Origin of the sequence: Methylocystis sp. (genome assembly GCF_046349115.1) — a bacterium.
Lineage (GTDB): Bacteria > Pseudomonadota > Alphaproteobacteria > Rhizobiales > Beijerinckiaceae > Methylocystis.
Genome location: NZ_JAXMCX010000005.1, coordinates 161,664 through 182,717, shown reverse-complemented (window position 1 = coordinate 182,717; position 21,054 = coordinate 161,664). Strand labels below are relative to the sequence as shown.

At 61.3% G+C, this 21,054-nt stretch carries 20 protein-coding genes and 1 tRNA gene; 8 read left to right on the top strand and 13 right to left on the bottom strand.

From position 1 onward, the window contains the following. Positions 1 to 56: 56 nt before the first annotated feature. Complete coding sequence (locus U1E20_RS14095; protein WP_409981254.1) at positions 57 to 2,663, top strand: peroxidase family protein; 2,607 nt, start codon at positions 57 to 59, stop codon at positions 2,661 to 2,663. A gap of 162 nt (positions 2,664 to 2,825) precedes the next feature. Then, positions 2,826 to 3,119: a 50S ribosomal protein L28 gene (rpmB, locus tag U1E20_RS14090; protein ID WP_409981253.1), complete on the top strand. Its 294-nt coding sequence runs from the start codon at positions 2,826 to 2,828 to the stop codon at positions 3,117 to 3,119. 257 nt (positions 3,120 to 3,376) lie between these two features. Here rpmB and thrS read toward each other — a convergent pair whose 3' ends face one another. The 4 genes from thrS to U1E20_RS14070 all read right to left on the bottom strand — a co-directional run bounded on the left by thrS (position 3,377) and on the right by U1E20_RS14070 (position 6,448). Then, positions 3,377 to 5,329, bottom strand: coding sequence for a threonine--tRNA ligase (gene thrS, locus U1E20_RS14085; protein ID WP_409981252.1), 1,953 nt, complete (start codon positions 5,327 to 5,329; stop codon positions 3,377 to 3,379). A gap of 209 nt (positions 5,330 to 5,538) precedes the next feature. Next, positions 5,539 to 5,844, bottom strand: coding sequence for a HigA family addiction module antitoxin (locus U1E20_RS14080; RefSeq protein ID WP_409981251.1), 306 nt, complete (start codon positions 5,842 to 5,844; stop codon positions 5,539 to 5,541). A 14-nt stretch (positions 5,845 to 5,858) separates the two neighbouring features. After that, a complete protein-coding gene (locus U1E20_RS14075) occupies positions 5,859 to 6,140 on the bottom strand; it encodes a type II toxin-antitoxin system RelE/ParE family toxin (RefSeq protein WP_409981250.1) in 282 nt (93 codons plus the stop codon). 231 nt (positions 6,141 to 6,371) lie between these two features. Then, positions 6,372 to 6,448: transfer RNA gene (locus U1E20_RS14070), tRNA-Arg, on the bottom strand. Between the two features lie 159 nt (positions 6,449 to 6,607). On the opposite strand from U1E20_RS14070, the gene U1E20_RS14065 reads away from it, so the two are divergent. From U1E20_RS14065 to U1E20_RS14055, 3 genes are all read left to right on the top strand, one after another. Continuing rightward, a complete protein-coding gene (locus U1E20_RS14065; protein ID WP_409981249.1) occupies positions 6,608 to 7,375 on the top strand; it encodes an alpha/beta fold hydrolase in 768 nt (255 codons plus the stop codon). Between the two features lie 62 nt (positions 7,376 to 7,437). Then, positions 7,438 to 8,277 (top strand): serine O-acetyltransferase, encoded by an 840-nt coding sequence (gene cysE, locus U1E20_RS14060; protein ID WP_409981248.1) that lies wholly within the window; start codon positions 7,438 to 7,440, stop codon positions 8,275 to 8,277. A 14-nt stretch (positions 8,278 to 8,291) separates the two neighbouring features. Beyond that, entirely contained in the window at positions 8,292 to 8,894 is a 603-nt protein-coding gene (locus tag U1E20_RS14055) for a hypothetical protein (RefSeq protein ID WP_409981247.1), read from the top strand. 227 nt (positions 8,895 to 9,121) lie between these two features. Here the strand turns inward: U1E20_RS14055 and U1E20_RS14050 are convergent, their stop codons facing one another. Beyond that, the gene (locus U1E20_RS14050; RefSeq protein WP_409981246.1) at positions 9,122 to 11,041 is read right to left on the bottom strand and encodes a P-loop NTPase fold protein; all 1,920 of its coding nucleotides are present in this window, start codon (positions 11,039 to 11,041) and stop codon (positions 9,122 to 9,124) included. Between the two features lie 67 nt (positions 11,042 to 11,108). Next, positions 11,109 to 13,376, bottom strand: a complete 2,268-nt coding sequence (parC, locus tag U1E20_RS14045) for a DNA topoisomerase IV subunit A (RefSeq protein ID WP_409981245.1) — start codon at positions 13,374 to 13,376, stop codon at positions 11,109 to 11,111. Between the two features lie 240 nt (positions 13,377 to 13,616). Here parC and U1E20_RS14040 point away from each other — a divergent pair, with 240 nt between their 5' ends. Then, positions 13,617 to 13,862, top strand: a complete 246-nt coding sequence (locus U1E20_RS14040) for a hypothetical protein (RefSeq protein WP_409981244.1) — start codon at positions 13,617 to 13,619, stop codon at positions 13,860 to 13,862. A 15-nt stretch (positions 13,863 to 13,877) separates the two neighbouring features. On the opposite strand, the gene recO is transcribed toward U1E20_RS14040, so the two are convergent. The 7 genes from recO to U1E20_RS14005 form a co-directional block, all read right to left on the bottom strand. Further along, positions 13,878 to 14,609 carry a DNA repair protein RecO gene (gene recO, locus U1E20_RS14035; protein ID WP_409981243.1) on the bottom strand — a complete coding sequence of 244 codons (732 nt, stop codon included), beginning with the start codon at positions 14,607 to 14,609 and terminating at the stop codon, positions 13,878 to 13,880. Positions 14,610 to 14,631: 22 nt separating this feature from the next. After that, positions 14,632 to 14,850: a DUF1737 domain-containing protein gene (locus tag U1E20_RS14030; RefSeq protein WP_409981242.1), complete on the bottom strand. Its 219-nt coding sequence runs from the start codon at positions 14,848 to 14,850 to the stop codon at positions 14,632 to 14,634. Positions 14,851 to 14,937: 87 nt separating this feature from the next. Beyond that, on the bottom strand, positions 14,938 to 15,864 hold the full coding sequence (gene era, locus U1E20_RS14025; RefSeq protein WP_409981241.1) for a GTPase Era: 927 nt from the start codon (positions 15,862 to 15,864) through the stop codon (positions 14,938 to 14,940). Next, a complete protein-coding gene (gene rnc, locus U1E20_RS14020) occupies positions 15,861 to 16,556 on the bottom strand; it encodes a ribonuclease III (protein ID WP_409981240.1) in 696 nt (231 codons plus the stop codon). The genes era and rnc overlap by 4 nt, the downstream gene beginning before the upstream one ends. A gap of 19 nt (positions 16,557 to 16,575) precedes the next feature. Then, the gene (lepB, locus tag U1E20_RS14015; protein ID WP_409981298.1) at positions 16,576 to 17,346 is read right to left on the bottom strand and encodes a signal peptidase I; all 771 of its coding nucleotides are present in this window, start codon (positions 17,344 to 17,346) and stop codon (positions 16,576 to 16,578) included. A gap of 238 nt (positions 17,347 to 17,584) precedes the next feature. After that, complete coding sequence (locus tag U1E20_RS14010; protein WP_409981239.1) at positions 17,585 to 18,337, bottom strand: pyridoxine 5'-phosphate synthase; 753 nt, start codon at positions 18,335 to 18,337, stop codon at positions 17,585 to 17,587. Between the two features lie 7 nt (positions 18,338 to 18,344). Continuing rightward, positions 18,345 to 18,515 (bottom strand): hypothetical protein, encoded by a 171-nt coding sequence (locus U1E20_RS14005; RefSeq protein WP_409981238.1) that lies wholly within the window; start codon positions 18,513 to 18,515, stop codon positions 18,345 to 18,347. 603 nt (positions 18,516 to 19,118) lie between these two features. On the opposite strand from U1E20_RS14005, the gene U1E20_RS14000 reads away from it, so the two are divergent. Further along, positions 19,119 to 20,000: a GyrI-like domain-containing protein gene (locus tag U1E20_RS14000; protein ID WP_409981237.1), complete on the top strand. Its 882-nt coding sequence runs from the start codon at positions 19,119 to 19,121 to the stop codon at positions 19,998 to 20,000. A gap of 246 nt (positions 20,001 to 20,246) precedes the next feature. Continuing rightward, positions 20,247 to 21,053 carry a hypothetical protein gene (locus tag U1E20_RS13995; protein ID WP_409981236.1) on the top strand — a complete coding sequence of 269 codons (807 nt, stop codon included), beginning with the start codon at positions 20,247 to 20,249 and terminating at the stop codon, positions 21,051 to 21,053. The last annotated feature ends 1 nt before the right edge of the window (position 21,054 follow it).

Below are 21,054 nucleotides of genomic sequence, written 5' to 3'. Positions count from 1 at the left end.
GGGGAAACTTTAAGGATCGATTGAAGTAAAAAATCCATTTGAGAGGAGCGTTTATCATGACATTGACCATGGAAAAGCGTGACGCTGAACAAGGCCCCCTAACTCAAACTCAGAAGTTCGTCTGGGTCTTCGCGATTTTCGCGCTGTTGATGATCGGCGGACAGTTATTCGCCTGGCAGTTCGGCGTGACCATAGAGGAAGCAGAGAAAACCGGCTTCGCCAAACACACGGTTTTGTTCTGGCGGATGGTCTCGGCGGTCTGGGCCGCGACGATTCTCGTCACGGCGGCGCTGTCGCTTTACGTCTCGACCCGAAGCGACCGCATCGACGAATGGTGGCGTCTGTTTTGGACCTTCGGCTATGTCGCGCTGCTTGTCCATCTTTATTGGGCGATCGTCGTCAACGCAGGCGGGAACTGGGACGAAATCTTCAACAGCCCCTTAGGAATCGGAAAGCCCGAACATGTCGTCGATCATCCCAGGATGGACCTCATTCTCGCGGCGCTTTGGGGGATCGACGTCGCGCTGTCCTGGCTAGCGACGCCCAAAACCAGGTTGTTGCGCTGGTATCGTTCGGCGCTCCACATATTCGTGTTCGGCGCATTCTTCGGCGCCGCCACGGCGGCAAAAACGACGGGAATTGCGCATGGCCTCGGCTATGGCCTCGTCGCTATCGTGACCGGCGCCGCCGTTCTTCACCTGATCAGGGCCGAAGTGGACGAAAAATCGCTTTCATGGGCGGTGTTCGTGCGCTTTTTCTGGCTGTTCAACAAATTCATCGCGCGCTGGGACAGTCTGCCGACATTTCTCGCCGTGTTTAATCTCATCGCGGTGCGCGCGCGGCTTCGAGAGAGAAATCTTCACGAAACGTCGGGCATCCCCGTTACAAATCACAATGGCGTTCGAAAAATCAGCGCGCCAAGACCGGAGTTTTTCGTCGAACGGCAGACCGACGGCCTTTACAACGATCTCGACAAACCGACGATGGGATGCTCCAGCGATAACGACATCGACCCGCTCAGCCCATCCGATTTCAACAAGAGCCATCCGGGCGCGCGTTTCGGCCGCAACGTGCCGCTGACCAAAGCGCATCCCGAAATCGACGCGCCGCTTTGCGAACCCAATCCCCGTCTCGTCAGCGACGTTCTGCTGGCGCGGCCCATCGACGAGAATGGCGCTTCCGAGGTCACGCCCGCGGAGACGCTCAATCTCCTGGCCGGCGCATGGATTCAATTTCAAACGCATGACTGGTTCAATCATGGGACGCCGCGTTCGATCGATGACAACCCCATCGAATTCGACGTCGACCAGAAGGATTGGCCGGAAGCAACGATGCGCATTCGCCGCACCCGCGCCGATCCGACCCGCGACCCGGAAAGCGTCAGCGCCAACGAGCCCCCAACCTATGTCAGCGCCGAAACGCATTGGTGGGACGCCTCTCAAATCTATGGCGGCGGCAAGCAACTGGAGGCCGCCTATCGCACTGGAACTGCGGGCAAGCTAAAAATCGATCCGAAGAACTATCAGCTCCCCATCGAAAAAGAAGCGATCGCCGCCCTGCCGACGAGCTGGTGGGTCGGACTGGGGCTGATGCATGTGATCTTCACGCTCGAGCACAATGCGATTTGCGACTATTTGCACCAACAATATCCTGAATGGCGCAATCTCGAGAACGGCGGCGACGACCAATATTTCCGGGTCGCCCGTCTGGTCAACAGCGCGCTGATGGCCAAAATCCACACGATCGAATGGACGCCGGCGATCATTGCGCACCCTGCTCTGCTGTTCACCATGCATGGCAGCTGGTGGGGCGCCGCTCAGGAATTCATCACCCGCCATCTCGGGCGCATCAGCGAAGGCGAACTGATCAGCGGCATCCCGGGGTCGCGCAAGGATCACTTCGGGGTGGATTTTTCCCTGACCGAGGAATTCGTTTCCGTCTACCGCATGCATCCGCTATTGCCCGAAACCCTTGAGCTTCGTCGCCATGCGGACGACCAAAAGCTCCGCGAGATGAAATTCATCAGCGAGAATGACGACGACCCGGACCTCGCGACCGGTCCGAAGGCGATGTCCAACGCTCTAGCCCGCTCGTCCTTGGCCGATATTCTTTACAGTTTCGGGATGAAGAACCCCGGCGCGCTGCAACTGCGGAACTTTCCCAACTGGATGCGGAGGATGCGCCGCAGACACGGGCCCAATCTCGAGGAGTTCATCGATCTGGCCGCGATCGACATTCTGCGCGACCGCGAGCGTGGCGTGCCGCGCTATAACAGGTTCCGCGAACTCTTCGATTTGCCGCGCAAATCCTTCGAGCAAATGTCGAAGAAGCCGGAACTCGTCAAAGCGCTTCGGGAAGTTTATGGCCATCCCGACAAGGTGGATCTGATGGTGGGCATGTTCGCGGAACAGCCGCCCGTGGGGTTCGGGTTCAGCGATACGGCGTTCCGAGTCTTCATTCTGATGGCTGGACGGCGCCTGAAGAGCGACCGTCTGTTCACCGATGACTACAGACCGGAAATCTATACCCAGGCGGGGCTCAACTGGATTAACGATAATACGATGATATCTATACTATTACGCCACTTCCCCGAGCTGACGCCCGCCTTGCGGGGGGTGGATAACGCCTTCGCGCCCTGGGGCAAGAAGCGGGCCGGCAGTTAGCAGGCGGTTTTCGCCCGTTGACGAATGCGGCCGTGGGAAACTATAAGGCTTGCGATCAGGGTTCGCCGGCGCGCCGTGCGAACCCTTGGCTTTTCTTCGCTTCATTTGGCGGCGCGGATTTGCGCGCCCCGGAGCGATACGACGAACTGCAAAGGATAGACTATGTCCCGCCGTTGCGAGCTCACCGGAAAGGGCGTCCAGACCGGCCATCTCGTCAGCCACTCGAACCGGAAGACGAAGACCCGCTTTCTGCCCAATCTCGTCAATGTAACGCTCGCCTCGGAGGCGCTGGCGCGTTCGGTGCGGCTGCGCATTTCGGCGGCGGCGCTGCGTTCGGTCGAGCATCGCGGCGGGCTCGACGCCTTCCTGCTCAAGGCGAAGCGCGAGGACCTGTCGCAGAACGCCCGCGACCTGAAGCGCGAAATCGAGAAGAAGCAGGCGGCGGCGAACGCCTGATGCGCTTCGCTCGGCGTTTTAGAGGCTCCGCGCTTCATTGCCGCGGGGCTTTTGTCTTTCTTGCGCCGCCTGTCGATCTGACGATCGAGGCGCACGCCACCCTGTCCCTTGCGGAGAGGATGGCCCCGTGAAGCCGAGTCGGATGGCGGGTCGCTCAGGCTCTATCCGTCGGGCGCTTCCCCTCATCCGTCGCGCTTCGCGCGCCACCTTCTCCCCAAGGGAGAAGCAGCGCCCGGCGTTACGCCCTTCAGGCGAAACTACTCACGCACATCCGGCGGCGTCGCTTCGTCAGCGAGCCGCGCCAGCGCCTCATCGAGCGGCAGCTGGGTCTGCGCTTGAGAACCAAGCCGGCGCATCGAGATGGTGCGTTCCGCCGCCTCCTTCTTGCCGGCGACGAGAAGCACCGGGACCTTCGCGAGCGAATGTTCGCGCACCTTATAGGTGATCTTCTCGTTGCGCGCGTCGACCTCCACCGCAAGCCCGAGCTTGCGCGCCGCGGCGGCGACCTCATAGGCGTAATCGTCGGCGTCCTGCGTGATCGTGCAGACGACGATCTGCAGCGGCGACAGCCATAGCGGCAGATGTCCGGCGTAATGCTCGATCAGAATGCCGGTGAAGCGCTCGAGCGAGCCGAAAATCGCGCGATGGATCATCACCGGAATCTTCTTGTCGCTGTCCGGCCCGATGTAATAGGCCCCAAAGCGCGACGGCAGGTTGAAGTCGACCTGCGTCGTGCCGCATTGCCATTCGCGGCCGATCGCGTCGCGCAGCGTATATTCGAATTTGGGGCCATAGAAGGCGCCCTCGCCCGGATTGATTCCCGTCTTGATGCGCCCGCCGGAGCGCGCTTCGATGTCGCTTAAGACGCGCGTCATGATCGCTTCTGCCTGATCCCAGGCTTCATCCGAACCGACGCGCTTCTCGGGCCGCGTCGACAGCTTCACGACCACTTCCTCGAATCCGAAATCGGCGTAGGTCGACAGGATGAGATCATTGATCTTGAGACATTCCTCGGCCATCTGCTCTTCGGTGCAGAACACATGCGCGTCGTCTTGCGTAAATGCCCGCACGCGCAACAGACCATGCAGCGCGCCCGAAGGCTCGTAGCGATGCACGATTCCAAACTCCGCCATGCGCAGCGGCAGATCGCGGTATGACTTCAGGCCATGTTTGAAAATCTGAATATGGCCGGGACAATTCATCGGCTTGATCGCGTAAAGCCGGTCTTCGTCGGTCTGCTCGCGCGCCGGCTGCGAGACGAACATATTCTCGCGAAACCACTCCCAATGGCCTGACGTCTCCCAGAGCGTCTTGTCGAGAAGCAGCGGCGCGTTGACTTCCTCATAGTCGGCCTTCAGGCGCCGGCGCATGTAGGAGATGACGTTTTGGAACAGCTTCCAGCCCTTGGGATGCCAGAAAATCGCGCCCGGCCCTTCCTCCTGGAAATGGAAGAGGTCCATCTCGCGCCCGAGCCGCCGGTGGTCGCGCCGTTCGGCTTCCTCAAGGCGATGGAGATAAGCGTCGAGCTCCTCCTGAGTCGCCCAGGCGGTGCCATAGATGCGCGACAGCATCGGATTATTGTGATCGCCGCGCCAATAGGCGCCGGCGACCTTCATCAGCTTGAAGGCCGTGCCGACCTTGCCGACCGACGGCATATGCGGGCCGCGACAAAGGTCGAGCCATTGGCCCTGCTTGTAGATCGAGAGCGGCTCGTCGGATTTGATCGCGTCGATGAGTTCGCCCTTGAAAATCTCGCCCTTCGTCAAGAACCATTGCTTGGCGTCGTCGCGGCTCCAGACTTCGCGGTTGATCTTTGCGTCGCGCGCGACGATCTCGCGCATCTTCTTTTCGATCGCCGGCAAATCTTCGAGCGTGAAGGGCTCGGCGCGAAAGAAGTCGTAATAGAAGCCGTTCTCGATGACCGGCCCGATCGTCACCTGCGTGCCGGGATAGAGCTCCTGAACCGCTTCGGCGAGCACATGCGCCGCGTCGTGGCGGATGAGTTCGAGCGCGCGCGGATCGTCGCGCGTGACGAATTCGATTTTTGCGTCGCGTTCGACCGGGCTCGCGAGATCGACGAGCGCGCCGTCGAGCGTCATGGCGACGCTGCGCTTTGCGAGAGAGGGGGAAATGCTCTTGGCGATATCGACGCCCGAAACGCCGGGCTCGAACTGACGGGAGGCCCCGTCGGGGAAGGTGACCGCGACCATGCTGCTCTCCTGACGCGCTCAGTCGCCGACACCAATCGGCGTAAGTCGCTGCGGATGGACGGCGCTTTCATAGCGCCGCGCGCGAAGGGATGCAATCGCGCGCAGCAGTGTCGCATCGATGGCGAAGGCCTAGCGCGCCGCAAGAGTCCCGCCGCGCGCGTCCTTCCCAAAATTCTTGACGCCGTGCGAGATTGCGCTCCGCCGTTTAGTTAGGCCGCCTTCGGCTTGTTCACGGTCTCGATGCGGTCGAGAGTTCTGGCAAGTTCGCGCTCCGCGACTTGAACATCATAATCGGTCTGCAGATTCAGCCAAAGTTGCGCGGTCGTGCCGAGCGCCTTGGCGAGCCGAAGCGCGGTATCGGCCGTGACGCCAGTTTGCTCGTTGGCGATTCGCTCAATTCGCGTGCGAGGCAAGCAGCAGACCTTGGCAAGAGCGCCTGCCGACATTTCGAGCGGAACGAGGAACTCTTCCCGCAAAACCTCGCCGGGATGCATGGGCTTGAGCCTCTTCGTCACCTGCATATCCTCCTTCAGTGGTAGTCGACGACCTCGACATCCGCCGGACCTTCCGCCGTCCAAACAAAACATATGCGGAATTGGTCGTTGATACGGATGGAGTATTGGCCGCGGCGGTCGCCTGTGAGCGCCTCAAGCCTGTTGCCAGGAGGCGATCTCAAATCGTTGAGATCGGCCGCGGCGTTGAGGTAGCGCAGCTTCCGGCGCGCCGCCTTGACCAAGTCCGCCGGAAAGCGCTTCGGATTTTCGCCGTTAAAGACGGCTTCCGTCGTGTTGTTCCGGAAGCTCCTGATCACGAAGCGAATGTATCATTTAGCGATACACGGGTCAAGCCGCCGCGTATCAACTGCTGATACAGGCTGATTTCTGCCCGTTTGTATCCATCCGTCTCCTGGCCCGCAAGCTGACCACTTGGCCCCGCGTGACGATCCGGCAGCGGTTCAATCGTCGAGCGGTTCGTGGGGCTGCCAGCGCCTCGGCGCGGCTCTTGCTCGGCGCCCGGCGACAAAGTCACGGAGTTTGTAAGGTGGCGCGCCCGAAAGGATTCGAACCTCTGACCCCCAGATTCGTAGTCTGGTGCTCTATCCAGCTGAGCTACGGGCGCCTGTTCCGCCATAGCCCTGTGCGCTAAACAGGCTGGCGAAGCGCCCGCTCGTTTACCGGCTGGCGGCGCGAATGGCAATAGCGCATTTACTTTCGGCGCCGAACGGCCTTGTGTCGTTCGCCCAAGCAGTTAGATAAAGGGCGCTAAGTGGGATTTATAATGCAAACGTTCCAGTCGAATGGCGTCGAGATAGCCTATGTGGATTTCGAGCCCCTAACCGAGGATCGCGGAGAACCGATCGTTCTTGTGCATGGCTTCGCCTCGACCCACGCCGTGAACTGGCTGTTCACGCAATGGGTCAAGACGCTGACCGAAGACGGCCGTCGCGTCATCGTGTTCGACAATCGCGGCCATGGCCAGTCCGCCAAGCTTTATGATCCCGCGCTCTACAGTCTCGACCTGATGGCGGGGGATGTCGCGCATCTGCTCGACCATCTGTCGATCGCGCGCGCCGACGTCATGGGCTATTCGCTCGGCGGACGCATCGCCACGCTGCTGGCGCTGACCGCGCCCGAGCGCGTGCGCTCGCTGATCCTTGGCGGCATTGGCGAAAATCTGATCGAGGACTCAGGGCTCCCGCGCGGCCTCGCTGAGGCCATGGAGGCGGAGCGGATCGAGGATATCGACGATTCGACGCTGAAAATCTTTCGCGGCTTCGCCGAATCGACCCGCAGCGATCTCGCCGCGCTCGCCGCCTGCGCCCGGGGCCCGCGCCGGGCGCTTGGGCCCGAGCTGCTTGCGCAAATCGCCGTCCCAACGCTGATTTGCGTCGGCACCCGCGACGACGTCGCCGGCGACCCGCATCCGCTGGCCGATTTCTTCCCCAACGTCACAATCGTCGATATTCCGGGGCGCGACCACAATCGGGCGGTCGGCGACCGAATCTACAAGCAGGCGGCGCTGGAGTTTCTCGATACGCGGCCTTAACGGCGGGATCGTGCCTTTGGCGAAGCGGTCCGCTATATAATCGCCTGAACCAGGAGGGGCCGATGGGCGCCGAAACGCGGGAACAGAGCGCGAAAATCATCGATTTCGCCCAGAGCGATCCGCTGTTCGCGCGGCTGCGCGTCGAGGCGGAGGACGTGCTGCGGCGCGAGCCCGAGCTTGGCGGATTTCTGCATCCGGCGATCCTGTCGCAGAACGGCGTCGCCGGCGTCGTCGCCCATCGCGTCGCCCAGCGCCTCGACCGGCCGGAAGCGCCTTATATTGCCATCCGACAGGCTTTCGAGGAATGCGTCGCGCGCGAGCCGGCGATCATCGAGGCGTTCCGCGCCGACATTCTCGCCGTGCTGGAGCGCGACCCGGCCTGCACGCGGCTGATCGAGCCGGCGCTTTATTTCAAGGGTTTCCACGCGCTGCAGACCTATCGGCTGGCGCATTGGCTGTGGAAGAATGGGCGCAGCGACTTCGCCCTCATCCTGCAGAGCCTGTCGTCGCAGACCTTCCAGGTCGACATCCATCCCGCCGCGGTGATCGGCAAGAGCGTGTTCATCGATCACGCCACCGGCGTCGTCATCGGCGCGACCAGCGTCGTCGAGGACGAAGTGTCGATGCTGCATGGCGTTACGCTGGGCGGCACCGGCAAGGCGCGCGGCGACCGCCACCCCAAGGTCAGGCGCGGCGTGCTGATCGGCGCCGGCGCCAAGATTCTGGGCAATATCGAAATCGGCCGCTGCGCCATGATCGCCGCCGGCTCGGTGGTGCTCGACCCGGTGCCGGCCAACAAAACCGTCGCCGGCGTGCCGGCCCGCATCGTCGGCGACGCCCGCTGCGCTGAACCGGCCCTTGCCATGGATCAGATGCTGGCCTATCTCGACGCCGGCATGTGAAGGCGGGGTTGACCTTGATCAAGTTTCTTTTTGGCGCCGCGTTGCTGATCCTCGCGGCTTTGAGCCCCTGCGCGGCGATCGCCGCCGGCTGGCACTATTACGACCCGGAATGTCCGATCGATCTTGGCGGCAAGGATGGCGGCAAGTCGATGAAATTCGTCGCCATGCAGCCAAAGAAGAACATCGACCGGGAATGCGTCGCGCTGCCTGACGTCGGCCCCAGCGTCATCGTGCTCGACGCCTCGGACAATGAGCTGCGCGACATGAATTGGGATATCCGCATCCTGCGCAGCCAGGGGCCGGACGGCGCCGCCGACCCCGACGCCGATGTCGTCGGCCGCCTGCCGGTGCAGAAATTTCGCAACGGCATGGTGAATTTCGACCAAAATTTTAAAGAGCCCGGCGCCTATGTGCTCTACGCCAAGCTGACCAGCGACGACGGCGCCAAGAGTTTTATCGGCAAGCACCCCTTCTCGGTCGGCCTCGTCACCGAGGAGGAAATCTATCTCTACATCGCCTTCGGCGTTTTCGTCGTCGTCGCCGGCGGCGCCGCCTTTTACCTGTGGCGCCAGGGCAAGCTCGGATTCAAGATGCCGGATTTTTCGAAGACGGATTGAGCCCCCCAGCCCTCCCCCGCGCTTCGCGCGGGAGAGGGGGCAGGCAGCGCGCGTCATGAAGATTCGTGAATTTTCGTCATGAGCCGCGATGGCGCCGCTCCCCTTCTCCCGCAAAGCGGGGGAAGGTGGCGCGAAGCGCCGGAAGGGGGCGATGGAGCAGATGAGACGCGAAGCCTCGTCACGGACAAACAATAGTGCCCCGTAGTCGGGGCTTGCGTCGGACCAAGCTAGGACTCAATTTCCGAAGATTCTGAAGACGGAGTAACGCGCTCGGGGAAGGTTATTTGCGGGATCACGCGCTCGATTCGGTATTTCTCAAATCCCGTTGCGGCCTGGGCACGCTTCTTTAATTCCGCGACGACGGCCTTGATCCACTCGCCTTCCGAACTAAGCCATCCGGACATAATCCCTGGTTCTGCGACCAACGCCAGACCTTCATACCGCTGTTCAAGCGCATACTTGATTGAGAACCAACGCCTATCCTCCCTAGAGGATTCGATCCATTTTTCAACGAAGACCTCTGGCGCAACGGCCTTTAGCACGGGCAGGCGCGCATACCTGTGATTTCCTTCTCCTGAATAAGTTATCGCAGCGATAAATTCGCGGGCGTCTCGCGAAAGCGTTTCCATTAGTGTCATTGCAGACGTCGCATAGGTTCTCTCTAGAGCGACAACTGACTGCTTTCGAGCATGCTCTTTAACGCGATCGAAAGCATCCTGGTAATCCTCTTCCACCCAATAGCCAAAGCCATAAGCACTTCGTCCAAGCGTACTCTCGTCGAAGTCAACGAAATTATGCGGCAAGCGTGCCGATCCTAGGAGATCATCGATATACGATTTGCATTCAGCTTCGACCTCGGCGATCGAAGCCGATAAAACACCACGCTTCGCCATCATCATTCGTAAGGCGAAGACATGCAGCAATTCGCCGAAGTCGGTGATAGAGCGATCACTAAACTCTAGCTCCAACGCTTTCGACCCCGCGTCAACGGTGGCGTCATCCAGAGAGTCGAATTCAAAAACCTTGCGCCAATTCGGCATTTCATTGGGATTTTTGAAGTAGGCGCTATCATCAAGGGAGGCCTGGACGACGGAGCGTTCGTATCGTCCCTGAACTAGGGTTTGAACCAACACTACATCTTTCAACAACAGATTTGTAAGATCAATTTCTGGGTACCTAGCCATTGCGTGGTCAAAAACATTCGGTTCCTTATTTTTGGACATGGCGCGTCCCAGGCGCTTTTCGTATCGCTTTTCAAGCTCTCTTTCCGTGAAGTGTCCACCACGTACTTCGAAATCGTGCGCCATGAACAGCGAAACCATCTTCTGCATTGCGTCCGGGTTCTGGCGATGTCGGTCATCAAGCGCTTCGAACAGACGCGCCAAGTCGAACATCGACTGGCGGAGAATGCGCAGGGATTTAACACCACTTTCCTCAAAGATCGTTTTGATTGTCGCGCCGTACTCACCGACAAAATCCCTCGCATCCGATGCCTTGATCTCGGCTAAGAAAACTTTGTAGGCCGACTCCAAATCTGGTTCGACGCGTATCGTCTGCCCAAAAATTTTTTCCCTTGCGTCTTTGATTCCCTGAACGAGCTTTTCGTCATGCGCGATAACTACAACGCGACAGAAATAGTGCTCGACATAATGGTTGATGATTCCGAGCAATACCTTGGCGCTGATCTCTGAGCGCTCAAGGTCATCGAGTACGATCGTTTTCGACGCGTCGACCTCTTTCCGCAGCTTTGCTGAAATCAGACTCGCAAACGCCGACCCGGCTCCTCCCACCCCAAAGCCGGCGACGCTGACACCCTTGAATGCCTCCCCGACCTTTTCAATGTTTTCTTGAAGCTTGTGTTCCGATGGGTGCATTTCAGCATAAATGGTTGCGACCACATCTTCTGCTGTCTTTAAGCCAAAGAGGCTTACGTAAATTGCTTTCGCGTCTTCGCCTTGCAAACACAACCGTTTGCCAACTAAGTATGTTTTGCCCGTTCCCCACTCGCCTGTTATAAGGACTGCGAAGCGCGGCGCTTCAAGCGTCTGATAATAGTCTAAATAATTCTCAAGATGAGCATTCACGTTAGCCGCTTCCTCCTTCTCAACTGGAGAAGCAGATCCGGCCAACACGTTTCCTATAGCCATCCAAGCACCTCGAAATTTCTTGGACAAATTCGATAATGTTTTCATGATCAAACCAAAAGTGAATTAGTCACCCAAACAGATTGCTCCTCGGAAAACCCCTCGGCGGCAGTCGTCCCGCCTCTGCGCGATGGCCGAGCCAGTCCTTGAGTTCGGTCTTGTCGATCGTAAACACGCGGCCTGACGCGTCGGTCCAGGTGAGGCCGTCCTTCAGCACAAAAACCTTGGCGTCGGAGACGCCGCCGTCCTTATAGCGCTGCATGCGCACGCCCTTGCCGCGGGCCATGCGCGGGGCTTCGCTCAAGGGAAAAACAAGGAGCTTGCGGTTCTCGCCGATGATCGCGACATGGTCGCCCTGCGCCTCGGCCGCGATCTTCAACCGCGACGGCGGATCGACGGTGAGAACCGCGCGGCCCTTGCGCGTCGACGATAAGAGATCGTCGGCGCCGACGACGAAGCCGCGCCCGTCATTCGTCACCAGCAGCAGCGATGATTCCGCGACATGCGGCATAACCGCGACGACATCGGCGCCTTCCTCGATATCGGCGAAGAGCCGGATCGGCTCGCCATGGCCGCGCCCGCCGGGAAGTTTTGAGGCCTCCAACGTATAGGCCTTGCCGTTCGAGGCGAGCGCGATGATTTTCGACGTCGTCTGCGCGAAGAAGGAGGCGGCGAGCGAATCGTCGCCCTTGAACTGCAGGCTGGAGAGGTCCTGCACATGGCCTTTCAGCGCGCGAATCCAGCCCTTTTCCGACACGACAATGGTCACCGGCTCGCGTTCGATCATCGCTTCGGCGAGATCGAGATCGATCGCCTCGGGCGCGTCCTCGAAAGTCGTGCGCCTTTTGCCGATCGGCGTCTGCGGGCCATAGCTCTTCTTTAATTCGCGCACCTGCCAGGCGATGGTCTTCCACTGCTTGGCCTCGTCGGCAAGCAGCGCGTCAATGTCCTTGCGCTCGTCGGAAAGCGCCTTGAGCTCCTTGCGCAGCTCCATTTCTTCGAGCTTGCGCAAGGCGCGCAGCCGCGTGTCGAGAATATAGTCGACCTGCAGATCGGTGAGCTTGAACGCCTTCTTCAGTTCCGCCTTGGCGTCGTCCTCCTCGCGGATGATGCGGATCACCTCGTCAAGATTGAGGAAGACGACGACCATGCCTTCCAATTGCTCGATGCGCCGGATGATCGCGGCGAGGCGATGGCGCGAGCGGCGTTGCAGCACCACGCGGCGATGATCGAGCCATTGCCGCAACGCCTCGTCGAGCGACACGACGCGCGGCGTCACGCCGTCGACGAGCACATTCATATTCATCGTGAAGCGGGTTTCGAGTTCGGAGAGCTTGAACAGAGTCTCCATCATCAGCGACGGATCGACCGTGCGCGCGCGCGGCTCGAAGACGATGCGCACGTCTTCCGCCGATTCGTCGCGCACATCGGCGACAAGCGGCAGTTTGCGCTCGGCGACGAGTTCGGCGAGTCTTTCGATGAGCCGCGATTTTTGCACGCCGTAAGGAATTTCGGTGACGACCGCGACCCAGCCGCCGCGCGGCAGCTCTTCCTTCATCCAACGCGCGCGCAAACGAAACGAGCCGCGTCCGGTGCGATAGGTCTCGATGATTTCCTCGCGCCGGTCGACGACGATTCCGCCGGTCGGAAAATCAGGCCCCTGCACGAAGGTCAGGAGCTGTTCGGCGGTCGCCTGTCGGTGCGAGATGAGATAGAGCGCGGCGTCACACAGCTCGGCGAGATTATGCGGCGGGATCGAGGTCGCCATGCCGACGGCGATTCCCTGCGCGCCATTGGCGAGCATATTCGGCAGCGCCGAGGGCAGCACCACCGGTTCCTGTTCCTCGCCGGAATAATTGGGGATGAAGTCGATCGCGTCTTCGTCGATGCCTTCGAGCAGCAGCCTTGCGACCGCCGTCATGCGCGCTTCGGTGTAGCGATAGGCGGCGGCCGAATCGCCGTCGACATTGCCGAAATTGCCCTGCCCGTCGACAAGCGGATAGCGCGAGGAGAAATCCTGGGCGAGGCGCACCAGCGCGTCATAGATCGCCTGATCGCCATGGGGATGGAAGGAGCCCATCACGTCGCCGACGATTTTCGCGCATTTCTTGAAAGGCGCGCCGGGATCGAGGCGAAGAATATGCATGCCGTAAAGGATACGGCGGTGGACGGGCTTGAGCCCGTCGCGGGCGTCGGGCAGCGCGCGGCCGGTGATCGTCGACAGCGCGTAACGCAGATAACGCTCTTCGAGCGCCTCGCGCAGATCGACCGGCGCGATCACGCTAACATCGCTTGGGCCTTTGCCTTTTCCGCTTCCCCCGCCGCCTTTTTGCGCCATCTCGTCGATCCGAATCTTAAGTTACGTCGGTACTATGACCGTCGCACCGTCGGCGCAAGCAGGCTGTTCGGCTTTTCCGATCGGCGCGACGAAAGATGACGCGCGCGCATTTTGTCCGCAATGTTGCAAATAAGTTCTTGCGGTCGCCGCGCCTCGTCCTTTAGAAGCTTGGCGGCGATGGCGCGGATCGGCGCGGTCGGGTTTTTCGCCGGTTTTTTGCGGCTTTCAAGACAGGCGTCCATGAAGAAACTGCTTTTGCTGCTTGCTTCCCCGCTGCTCGTCGCCACCGCCTCGCTCGCATTGGACAGGTCGCAGCTCCCGGTCTCCGGACCGACGGTCGCCGCGCGGGAGCGCGCGCCGCAAGCGCCGAGTTCGGTCGACGCCGACATGCAGGCGATGTGCCGCGAAGTGCTTGTCGACATCGACCAGGGCTATGGCGTCAGCAGCCATGAGTCGCGCTATATCTGCGGCGACAAGGACCGTTAACGCGTTCCGCTTGTCTCACGCCGCGCGCGACAGAGCGCCGATGTAAAGATCGCGCGCCGCCGGCAGCGCCGCGCCGCGCGGATTCAGCACGTCGCGCGTGAGGAAATATCCGGTCAATCGGAAGGCGGCGACAAGATCGCCCGGCGCCGCCGCGTCGCTGTCATGGCGAAGAAAATCCGGATAGGGCAACAGCCGGTCCCGCCACGGCGCGCCGGCGGCGCGACTCACCGCGCGGCCCGACTTCGGCGATACATAAGCAAGATCGTCCCGCACGCCGGTCAGCGCGCAGGCGTCGAGATCAAGTCCGAAGCCGAGCGCGCCGAGGAGCGCCAGTTCGAACCGCGCCATCATCAGCGCCGCGATTTCGAAATCGCCGATGTCGCCAAGCCCGGCCGCGACGGCGTCGGCCATTTCGAACAATTCCGCATGAGGATCGCGTTCCGGCAGCAGGCGCAACAGCGCGCAGAGCGACGCGACGCCATTGAGCGCCGCGCCGCGATCGAGGAAATGCGCGGCGCGGGCGGCGAGCGGCTCGATCGTCAGGGCGCCGAGATGATCCTCAAGACGCGCCCGCCACTCTGCTACGACAAGATTGCCGGGCTGCAGAATCGGACGAAGCCGGCGCGAACGGCCGCCGCGCACAAGGCCGAGATGCCGGCCATGGGCGCGGGTCATCAGCTCCAGAATGGCGGATGTTTCGCCATGCCGGCGCGCGCCGATGATCAGAGCGTCGTCGCGCCATTCCATCTCGTCGCCTCGTCCCGCTCCGCTACAAATCTCCGAGCGTCAGATCGGCCCTATATTCAGCGTCCTCGACCTCCTTGGTCAACGCCTGACCGCAGATGACGCGCTTCTTCTCGGAATCATAGGTCAATGTCGGCGAACCATAGAGCGTCCAGCCTCGGCTTAACGCCTCGGTGACGCGATGACAGAAACTCGCGTCGTCGGGTCCGGTTAGATAGCGATAGGCGGTGAAGTGTTTTGTCATGTCGCGCGCCCTGGCTCCGACGCGGTCGGCGCATGGATTGGAACAAGCGGGAGAATCAGCAAACGGCTACGCTTGCCGTTTTGAATACTACCCGCCCTTGGGAAACTCTAGCCGCATTTCGCGATAACGCTCCGGGTCATCGGCCCAATTCTCGCGCACCTTCACGAATAGGAACAGGTGCACCTTCTGTTCGGCCGCCTCGGCGATCTCCTTGCGCGCCGACTGGCCGATCGCCTTGATGGTGCGTCCGCCTTCGCCGATCACGATCTTCTTCTGGCTTTCGCGCGCGACATAGATCGTCTGTTCGATGCGCGCCGAGCCGTCCTTCTGATTGGTCCATGATTCGGTCTCGACCGTCGACTGATAGGGCAGTTCGTCGTGCAGCCGCTCGTAGATTTTCTCGCGGGTGATTTCGGCGGCGAGCAGCCGCAGCGGCGCGTCGGAAAGCTGATCCTCTGGATAGAGCCAGGGTGAAGGCTTCATGCGCTTCGCCAGCGCTTTTCGTAGAGCGTCGACGCCGTCGCCGTTCAGCGCCGAAATCATGAAGGTCTCGTCGAATTTCTGGCGCGCATTGAGCGTCTGCGCGAGCGCCAGCAGCCTCTCGCGGGGAATGAGGTCGATCTTGTTCAGCACGAGCAGCTTCGGCGCTTTTGCCTGCTGAAGCTGCGTCAATATCGCTTCGACTTCCTCGTCGAGGCCTTTGCGGGAATCGACAAGAAGCGCGATCACGTCGGCGTCGGCGGCGCCGGCGAGCGCGCTCGCCACCATGGCGCGATCGAGCCGGCGCTTCGGCGCGAAAATGCCGGGCGTATCGACAAGGATGATCTGCGCCGCCCCTTCGATGGCGATGCCGCGAACCAGCGCCCGCGTCGTCTGCGCCTTGCGCGAGACGATTGACACTTTGGCGCCGACCAGCTGATTGAGCAGCGTCGATTTGCCGGCGTTTGGCGCGCCGACCAGCGCCGCGAAGCCGCAGCGCGTTTCTTCTCCGGCTGGCCGCGCCGTTTCGCTCATCTGCGATCGTCCGCTTCCCGCGCCAGGAACGCCGCCGCGGCGGCCTGTTCGGCGGCGCGCTTGGAGGCGCCCGAGCCCGGCGTCAGCTCGAATCCCTTGATGTCCACGGCGACTTCGAAGAAGGGCGCATGGTCCGGCCCGCTGCGGCCGACGAGCTGATAGCGGGGCGTCGCCAGACCGCGCGCCTGGGCCCATTCCTGCAAGGCCGTCTTGGCGTCGCGCAAATCCTGGCCGCTCGCCCCCATGCGGGCGCCGAACGCCTTACGGACGATGCGCTCCGCCGCCGCCGCGCCGCCGTCGAGAAAGGCGGCGCCGATGACCGCTTCGCAAATGTCGCCGAGCAAAGCGCGTTTGCCGCGCCCGCCGGTCTGCGCCTCGCCCTCCCCGAGCCGCATCGCCGGGCCGACGCCCCATTCCTCCGCCACCTCGGCGCAGGTCTCCTTGCGCACCAGCGCGGCGAGACGCCGGGACAGTTCGCCTTCGGTCTCGCCGGGAAAGGCGTCATAGAGCAGATGGGCGACGGCGAGGCCGAGCACCCGGTCGCCGAGAAATTCGAGACGCTCATATGAATCGCGCCGGGCGGTCGAGGCGCTGACATGGGTTAGCGCCCGGACGAGCAGCGCCGGATCGGCGAACTTATGTCCGATGCGCGCTTCGAGCGCAGCGAGCGCCTCGTCGCGGCCGCGCGTCATTTCGCGTCCACGCGCCTCGTCAATCAACGGGTCGGAACAGCCGGTCCCAACGAACCGACCATGGCCAGCGCCAGAAGGCGAGCGCCGATTCATCCTTCCTGACCGAGAAGAAGATGATTTCGGCGCGGCCGACGAGATTGACGAAGGGCACATAGCCGACGCCGCCTTCCTCGGGCGCGAAGCGCGAATCGGTCGAATTGTCGCGATTGTCGCCCATCATGAAATAGTGATCGGCGGGCACGACGAACAGTTCGGTATTGTCCTTGTAGCCGTGGTCGCCCTCGATCTCGATGATCGTATGTTCGACCGCCGGATGATCGCCGTCTCCGGGCAGCGTCTCTTTATAGGTGGTCACCGGAATCTCGCGGCCGTCGCGGCCCTCGGTCACCGCCTTTTCGATGGGCTCGCGCTGCACGATCACGCCATTGAGATAGAGGCGGCCGTCGATGATCTGGACGCGGTCGCCGGGAAGCCCGATGACCCGCTTGATATAGTCGGTTTCATTGTCTCGCGGCAGCTTGAAGACGACGACGTCTCCTCGGTTCGGCGGCGACGCGAGAATGCGGCCGGAAAAAATATCGGGGCCGAACGGCATCGAATAATTCGAATAGCCATAGGCATATTTCGACACGAACACATAGTCGCCGATGAGCAGGGTCGGGATCATCGACCCCGATGGAATGTTGAACGGCTGAAAGAGCAGCGTGCGGATGACGAGCGCGATCGCCAGCGCCTCGACGATGACCTTGACGGTCTCCAGAAAACCGCCCTCTTCGCGTTTTCGCGCCACCGGAACATTCCTGCTCAAGCCGACTTACTCCTCATGCGTTCGGGCGGCGTCGGCCCGCCCCGGCCGCCCGGCTTACCACGCTACAGCTTCGATGAGAACCGCGCCGGCGCAGAGTGGCGACGACTCGGCGTCAAATGGATGACGATGCGCCAGCATAGTCGCCTTTCTCCGGCGGCTGGCCGATTGTCCCGGATTAACGCTAACGCATGCGGGAGCGTGTGACGCGGCCCGGTCGGCCTCAGAACGCTTGCGCCCGCCCCTCCTCCATCGCCCGGCGCATGCGGGAGATCGCCTCGGCGAGCCCGACGAAAATCGCCTCGCCGATGAGGAAATGGCCGATGTTGAGCTCCGCGACTTGCGGCAGCGCCGAAACGCGGCGCGCCGTGTCATAGTCGAGGCCGTGGCCGGCGTGGATTTCAAGCCCGCGCCCCGCGCCATAGGCGGCGGCTGCCGCGATCCGGGCGAATTCAGCCTCGGCCCGGCCCGGATCGCCGACCTCGACGGCGTGACACCAGGCGCCGGTATGGAGTTCGACGACCGGCGCCTTGATCGACACGGCGGCGTCGAGCGCCTCCCGCGACGGCTCGATGAAGAGCGAGACGCGCACGCCTTCACGGCTCAGCTGATCGACATAGGGCAGCAGATAGTCGTACTGGCCGATCACGTCGAGGCCGCCCTCGGTGGTGCGCTCGGTGCGCTTTTCCGGCACGAGGCAGACGGCGTGCGGCGCGGTGGCGAGGGCGATGTCGAGCATCTGCTCGGTCGCCGCCATTTCGAAGTTTAAGGGCTTCGAGATCGCCGCCTTAAGGCGCGCCATGTCGTCGTCGTGAATGTGGCGGCGATCCTCGCGCAGATGGGCGGTGATGCCGTCGGCGCCCGCCTCGATCGCGGCGAGCGCGGCGCGCACCGGGTCGGGCCGCGGGCCGCCGCGCGCGTTGCGGACGGTGGCGACATGATCGACATTGACGCCGAGGCGAAGGGGCGAGGTCATTGCGCTCCTATAGCGCGCGGGCGGACGGTTTGCCATTGCGCGCCTGTCCGGCAATAGCGCTCTTGGCGCTAATCTTCTGCGCAAAAAATCTTACCCAATCGCAGCGCCAGATTTCACGCAACATTCTTGAGCTATCCGCCTCGTCTTCAATCGTCGGCGAAACGGTCGCGGCGAGCATGCGCTTGCGCCAATATCTTGGTTCCCCCATCGACACTGATTTTAGCCCTGCGACAAAACGCCAATTGTATCGTTGCACGATTTATTTTACTCAAGGGCGAGCGTCGCCAGCGGCGGTCGCGCGAGGGGGGGTGATTTCCCTTGCCCGGGTGACTTTACGCGTTTGGCCTGACATCACGCATTGGGTCGGCGCCCGGAGAAAAAGGAGGGACGCAGTATGAGAAATGTTCGTTCCGCTCCAGCGTTCGTTAAAGCCATATTGTTCCTTAGCGCCGTCGTCGCTTTCCCCGCCATCGTCGCGCGGGGCATCACCCATGCGCCCGCGAACCTCGTGGACGCCATCGAAAAATTCGCGCTGGGCAAATGAGCGGTCGATACGACTGCTCATTGGGTTTTTGGATTTAACCGAAGACAGACGCCAAGTCTGGGGAGGAAAAGGCGAGCGCAGCTGCTGCGCTCGCTTTTTTGTGCAAGACAAAATTCGCTTAAAACCTGCCAGCCTGCGCGCGTCGCGCAGCGTTTGTCATGGGCGCGCCCCCAGCGTCGCGGCTCAAAGAGCAATTTCGGTCAAGAAGCCGGTCTCCGCGCTTGCTACGATGCAAATATGGAGAACGGCGCAAAACAAAAGGGCGCGGACTATGCGCGACGCATCAATCGCGTGCTCGATTACATCGACAGGCATCTCAACGAGGAGCTGACCGTCGACGCGCTGAGCGAAGTGGCGAATTTTTCGAAATTCCACTTCCATCGGCAATTCTCCCAGCACTGCGGGATCAGCCTCTCGCGCTATGTTCAATTCATGAGGCTGAAGCGAGCCGCCTATCGTCTCGCCTTCAATCCGACCGCGCCGATCATCGACATCGCTTTTGATTCGGGGTTCGAAAATCCCGAATCCTTTTCCCGCGCCTTCAAGGCCGCCTTCGGCCAGACGCCCAGCGCCTTCCGCAAGACTCCGGACTGGGCGTCATGGAGCGCGCGAACCCGCATCAGTCTCCCACCCAGAGAAAGGACGAATGACATGGACGTTAAGATCATCGACGTGGAGCCGATTTTGGTCGCGGCGCTCGAACATCGCGGCGCGCCGGCGCTGCTCAATGAATCGGTGCAGCGCTTCATCGCCTGGCGAAAGTCGTCCGGACTTTCGCCGATCAACCAATGCGCGACCTATGGCGTACCCTACAACGATCCGAATGTGACGCCGCCGGAAGAGTTTCGCTTCGACATTTGCGGCTCGGCGCCGGCGCCGGTTCCCGCCAATGAGCAGGGCGTCGTGACGAAAACGATCCCCGGCGGGCGCTGCGCCATGACGATCCATGCCGGCTCGCGCGACCGCATAGACGAGACCGTCTATGCGCTCTATCGCGACTGGCTGCCGGAATCGGGAGAGGAACTGCGGGATTTCCCGGTCTATTTCCACTATCTGAATCTGGATCACGATACGCCGGAGCACCGCCATCTGACCGAGGTTTATTTGCCGCTGAAATAGAGCCCGGCGCCGCACGCGTCGTCTTGCCATGAATTGCAGCGCGAAGTGAATCGTCATTGCGAGCGCAGCGAAGCAATCCAATACGCATGGCGAATGCTGGATTGCTTCGTCGCTGCGCTCCTCACAATGACGATCCTTCACGATTGGCTAAATACAATCCGCGACGAACGCGTCCGCTACTGACCAAGTTGGCCTCGCCAAGAATTTGCGAGCGTCGCATTATTCGCCGGCATTCAATAAAAAAAGTTGGATTTCATGCCTTTCCTAGGCATTTTCTTCGCCGCCCTTATTGTCTGCACGGCAAGCCTCGCTCCGGCACGGGCCCACTCCCCTTATTTTTCGCAGGCGGAAAAAATTGTACTCCCCAACGGAAAATTGGGTGAGCTGCGCCTGCTGCACGGCGACGGCATCTTATGGGCGGATCCCATTCGCGTGCTCGCCTTGGACGAAGAAGGCCGCATGATCGCCCGCAGCCCGCCTTCGCCAAACATGGCCCTATTGTGTGTAAAGGCCCGATGTCGTGTGTTCGATCTTGATGAAGGCGCCGTTCTCGAACTCGATCCCTCAACATTCAGCTTCGGCGCGGTGGTCCCGGCGATCGATAATCCTGACCGTGATTTAAACTGGGAAATTTATGGCTCCGACGATGAGAGCTGGGGCTGGCGCTCGCGGCGGCCCCAGTTCTTCGAATTGATTTGGGGGAATTTGGCGCTCGCGCGCCGCATCGGCAGTTGCATTGGTTTTACAATCATAGCGGGCGTCGTCGCCGGGCCGTCTCTGCGCGCGGCTTTCAGACGGAGATCGACGTTTGACCGGCCAACCTTGATCAAATCTGTGGCGCGTCTTGTCTGGCGCTTGATTTTGCCCCTGATCGGCGCGGCGGCGATATTTTCTAGCTATTATATCGCCGTCGAGCTTTGCGGGTCCACGTTGACTCTATGGATGGTCGCTCTCGTTGGATCTGCAGCCGTCACATTGGCGATTTCTGCGGCTCTGCGCAGGATGAACGAAATGGATGACGACTTGGAGCCGCCGTCGACTGTCACGCCGTAAC

Bases quoted from the DNA above. Each gene is read 5' to 3' on its own strand.
- U1E20_RS14095 (WP_409981254.1), top strand. From the start codon at position 57: ATGACATTGACCATGGAAAAGCGTGACGCTGAACAAGGCCCCCTAACT.
- rpmB (WP_409981253.1), top strand. From the start codon at position 2,826: ATGTCCCGCCGTTGCGAGCTCACCGGAAAGGGCGTCCAGACCGGCCAT.
- thrS (WP_409981252.1), bottom strand. From the start codon at position 5,329: ATGGTCGCGGTCACCTTCCCCGACGGGGCCTCCCGTCAGTTCGAGCCC.
- U1E20_RS14065 (WP_409981249.1), top strand. From the start codon at position 6,608: ATGCAAACGTTCCAGTCGAATGGCGTCGAGATAGCCTATGTGGATTTC.
- cysE (WP_409981248.1), top strand. From the start codon at position 7,438: ATGGGCGCCGAAACGCGGGAACAGAGCGCGAAAATCATCGATTTCGCC.
- U1E20_RS14050 (WP_409981246.1), bottom strand. From the start codon at position 11,041: ATGGCTATAGGAAACGTGTTGGCCGGATCTGCTTCTCCAGTTGAGAAG.
- parC (WP_409981245.1), bottom strand. From the start codon at position 13,376: ATGGCGCAAAAAGGCGGCGGGGGAAGCGGAAAAGGCAAAGGCCCAAGC.
- U1E20_RS14040 (WP_409981244.1), top strand. From the start codon at position 13,617: ATGAAGAAACTGCTTTTGCTGCTTGCTTCCCCGCTGCTCGTCGCCACC.
- recO (WP_409981243.1), bottom strand. From the start codon at position 14,609: ATGGAATGGCGCGACGACGCTCTGATCATCGGCGCGCGCCGGCATGGC.
- U1E20_RS14030 (WP_409981242.1), bottom strand. From the start codon at position 14,850: ATGACAAAACACTTCACCGCCTATCGCTATCTAACCGGACCCGACGAC.
- era (WP_409981241.1), bottom strand. From the start codon at position 15,864: ATGAGCGAAACGGCGCGGCCAGCCGGAGAAGAAACGCGCTGCGGCTTC.
- rnc (WP_409981240.1), bottom strand. From the start codon at position 16,556: ATGACGCGCGGCCGCGACGAGGCGCTCGCTGCGCTCGAAGCGCGCATC.
- U1E20_RS14010 (WP_409981239.1), bottom strand. From the start codon at position 18,337: ATGACCTCGCCCCTTCGCCTCGGCGTCAATGTCGATCATGTCGCCACC.
- U1E20_RS14005 (WP_409981238.1), bottom strand. From the start codon at position 18,515: ATGCTCGCCGCGACCGTTTCGCCGACGATTGAAGACGAGGCGGATAGC.
- U1E20_RS14000 (WP_409981237.1), top strand. From the start codon at position 19,119: ATGGAGAACGGCGCAAAACAAAAGGGCGCGGACTATGCGCGACGCATC.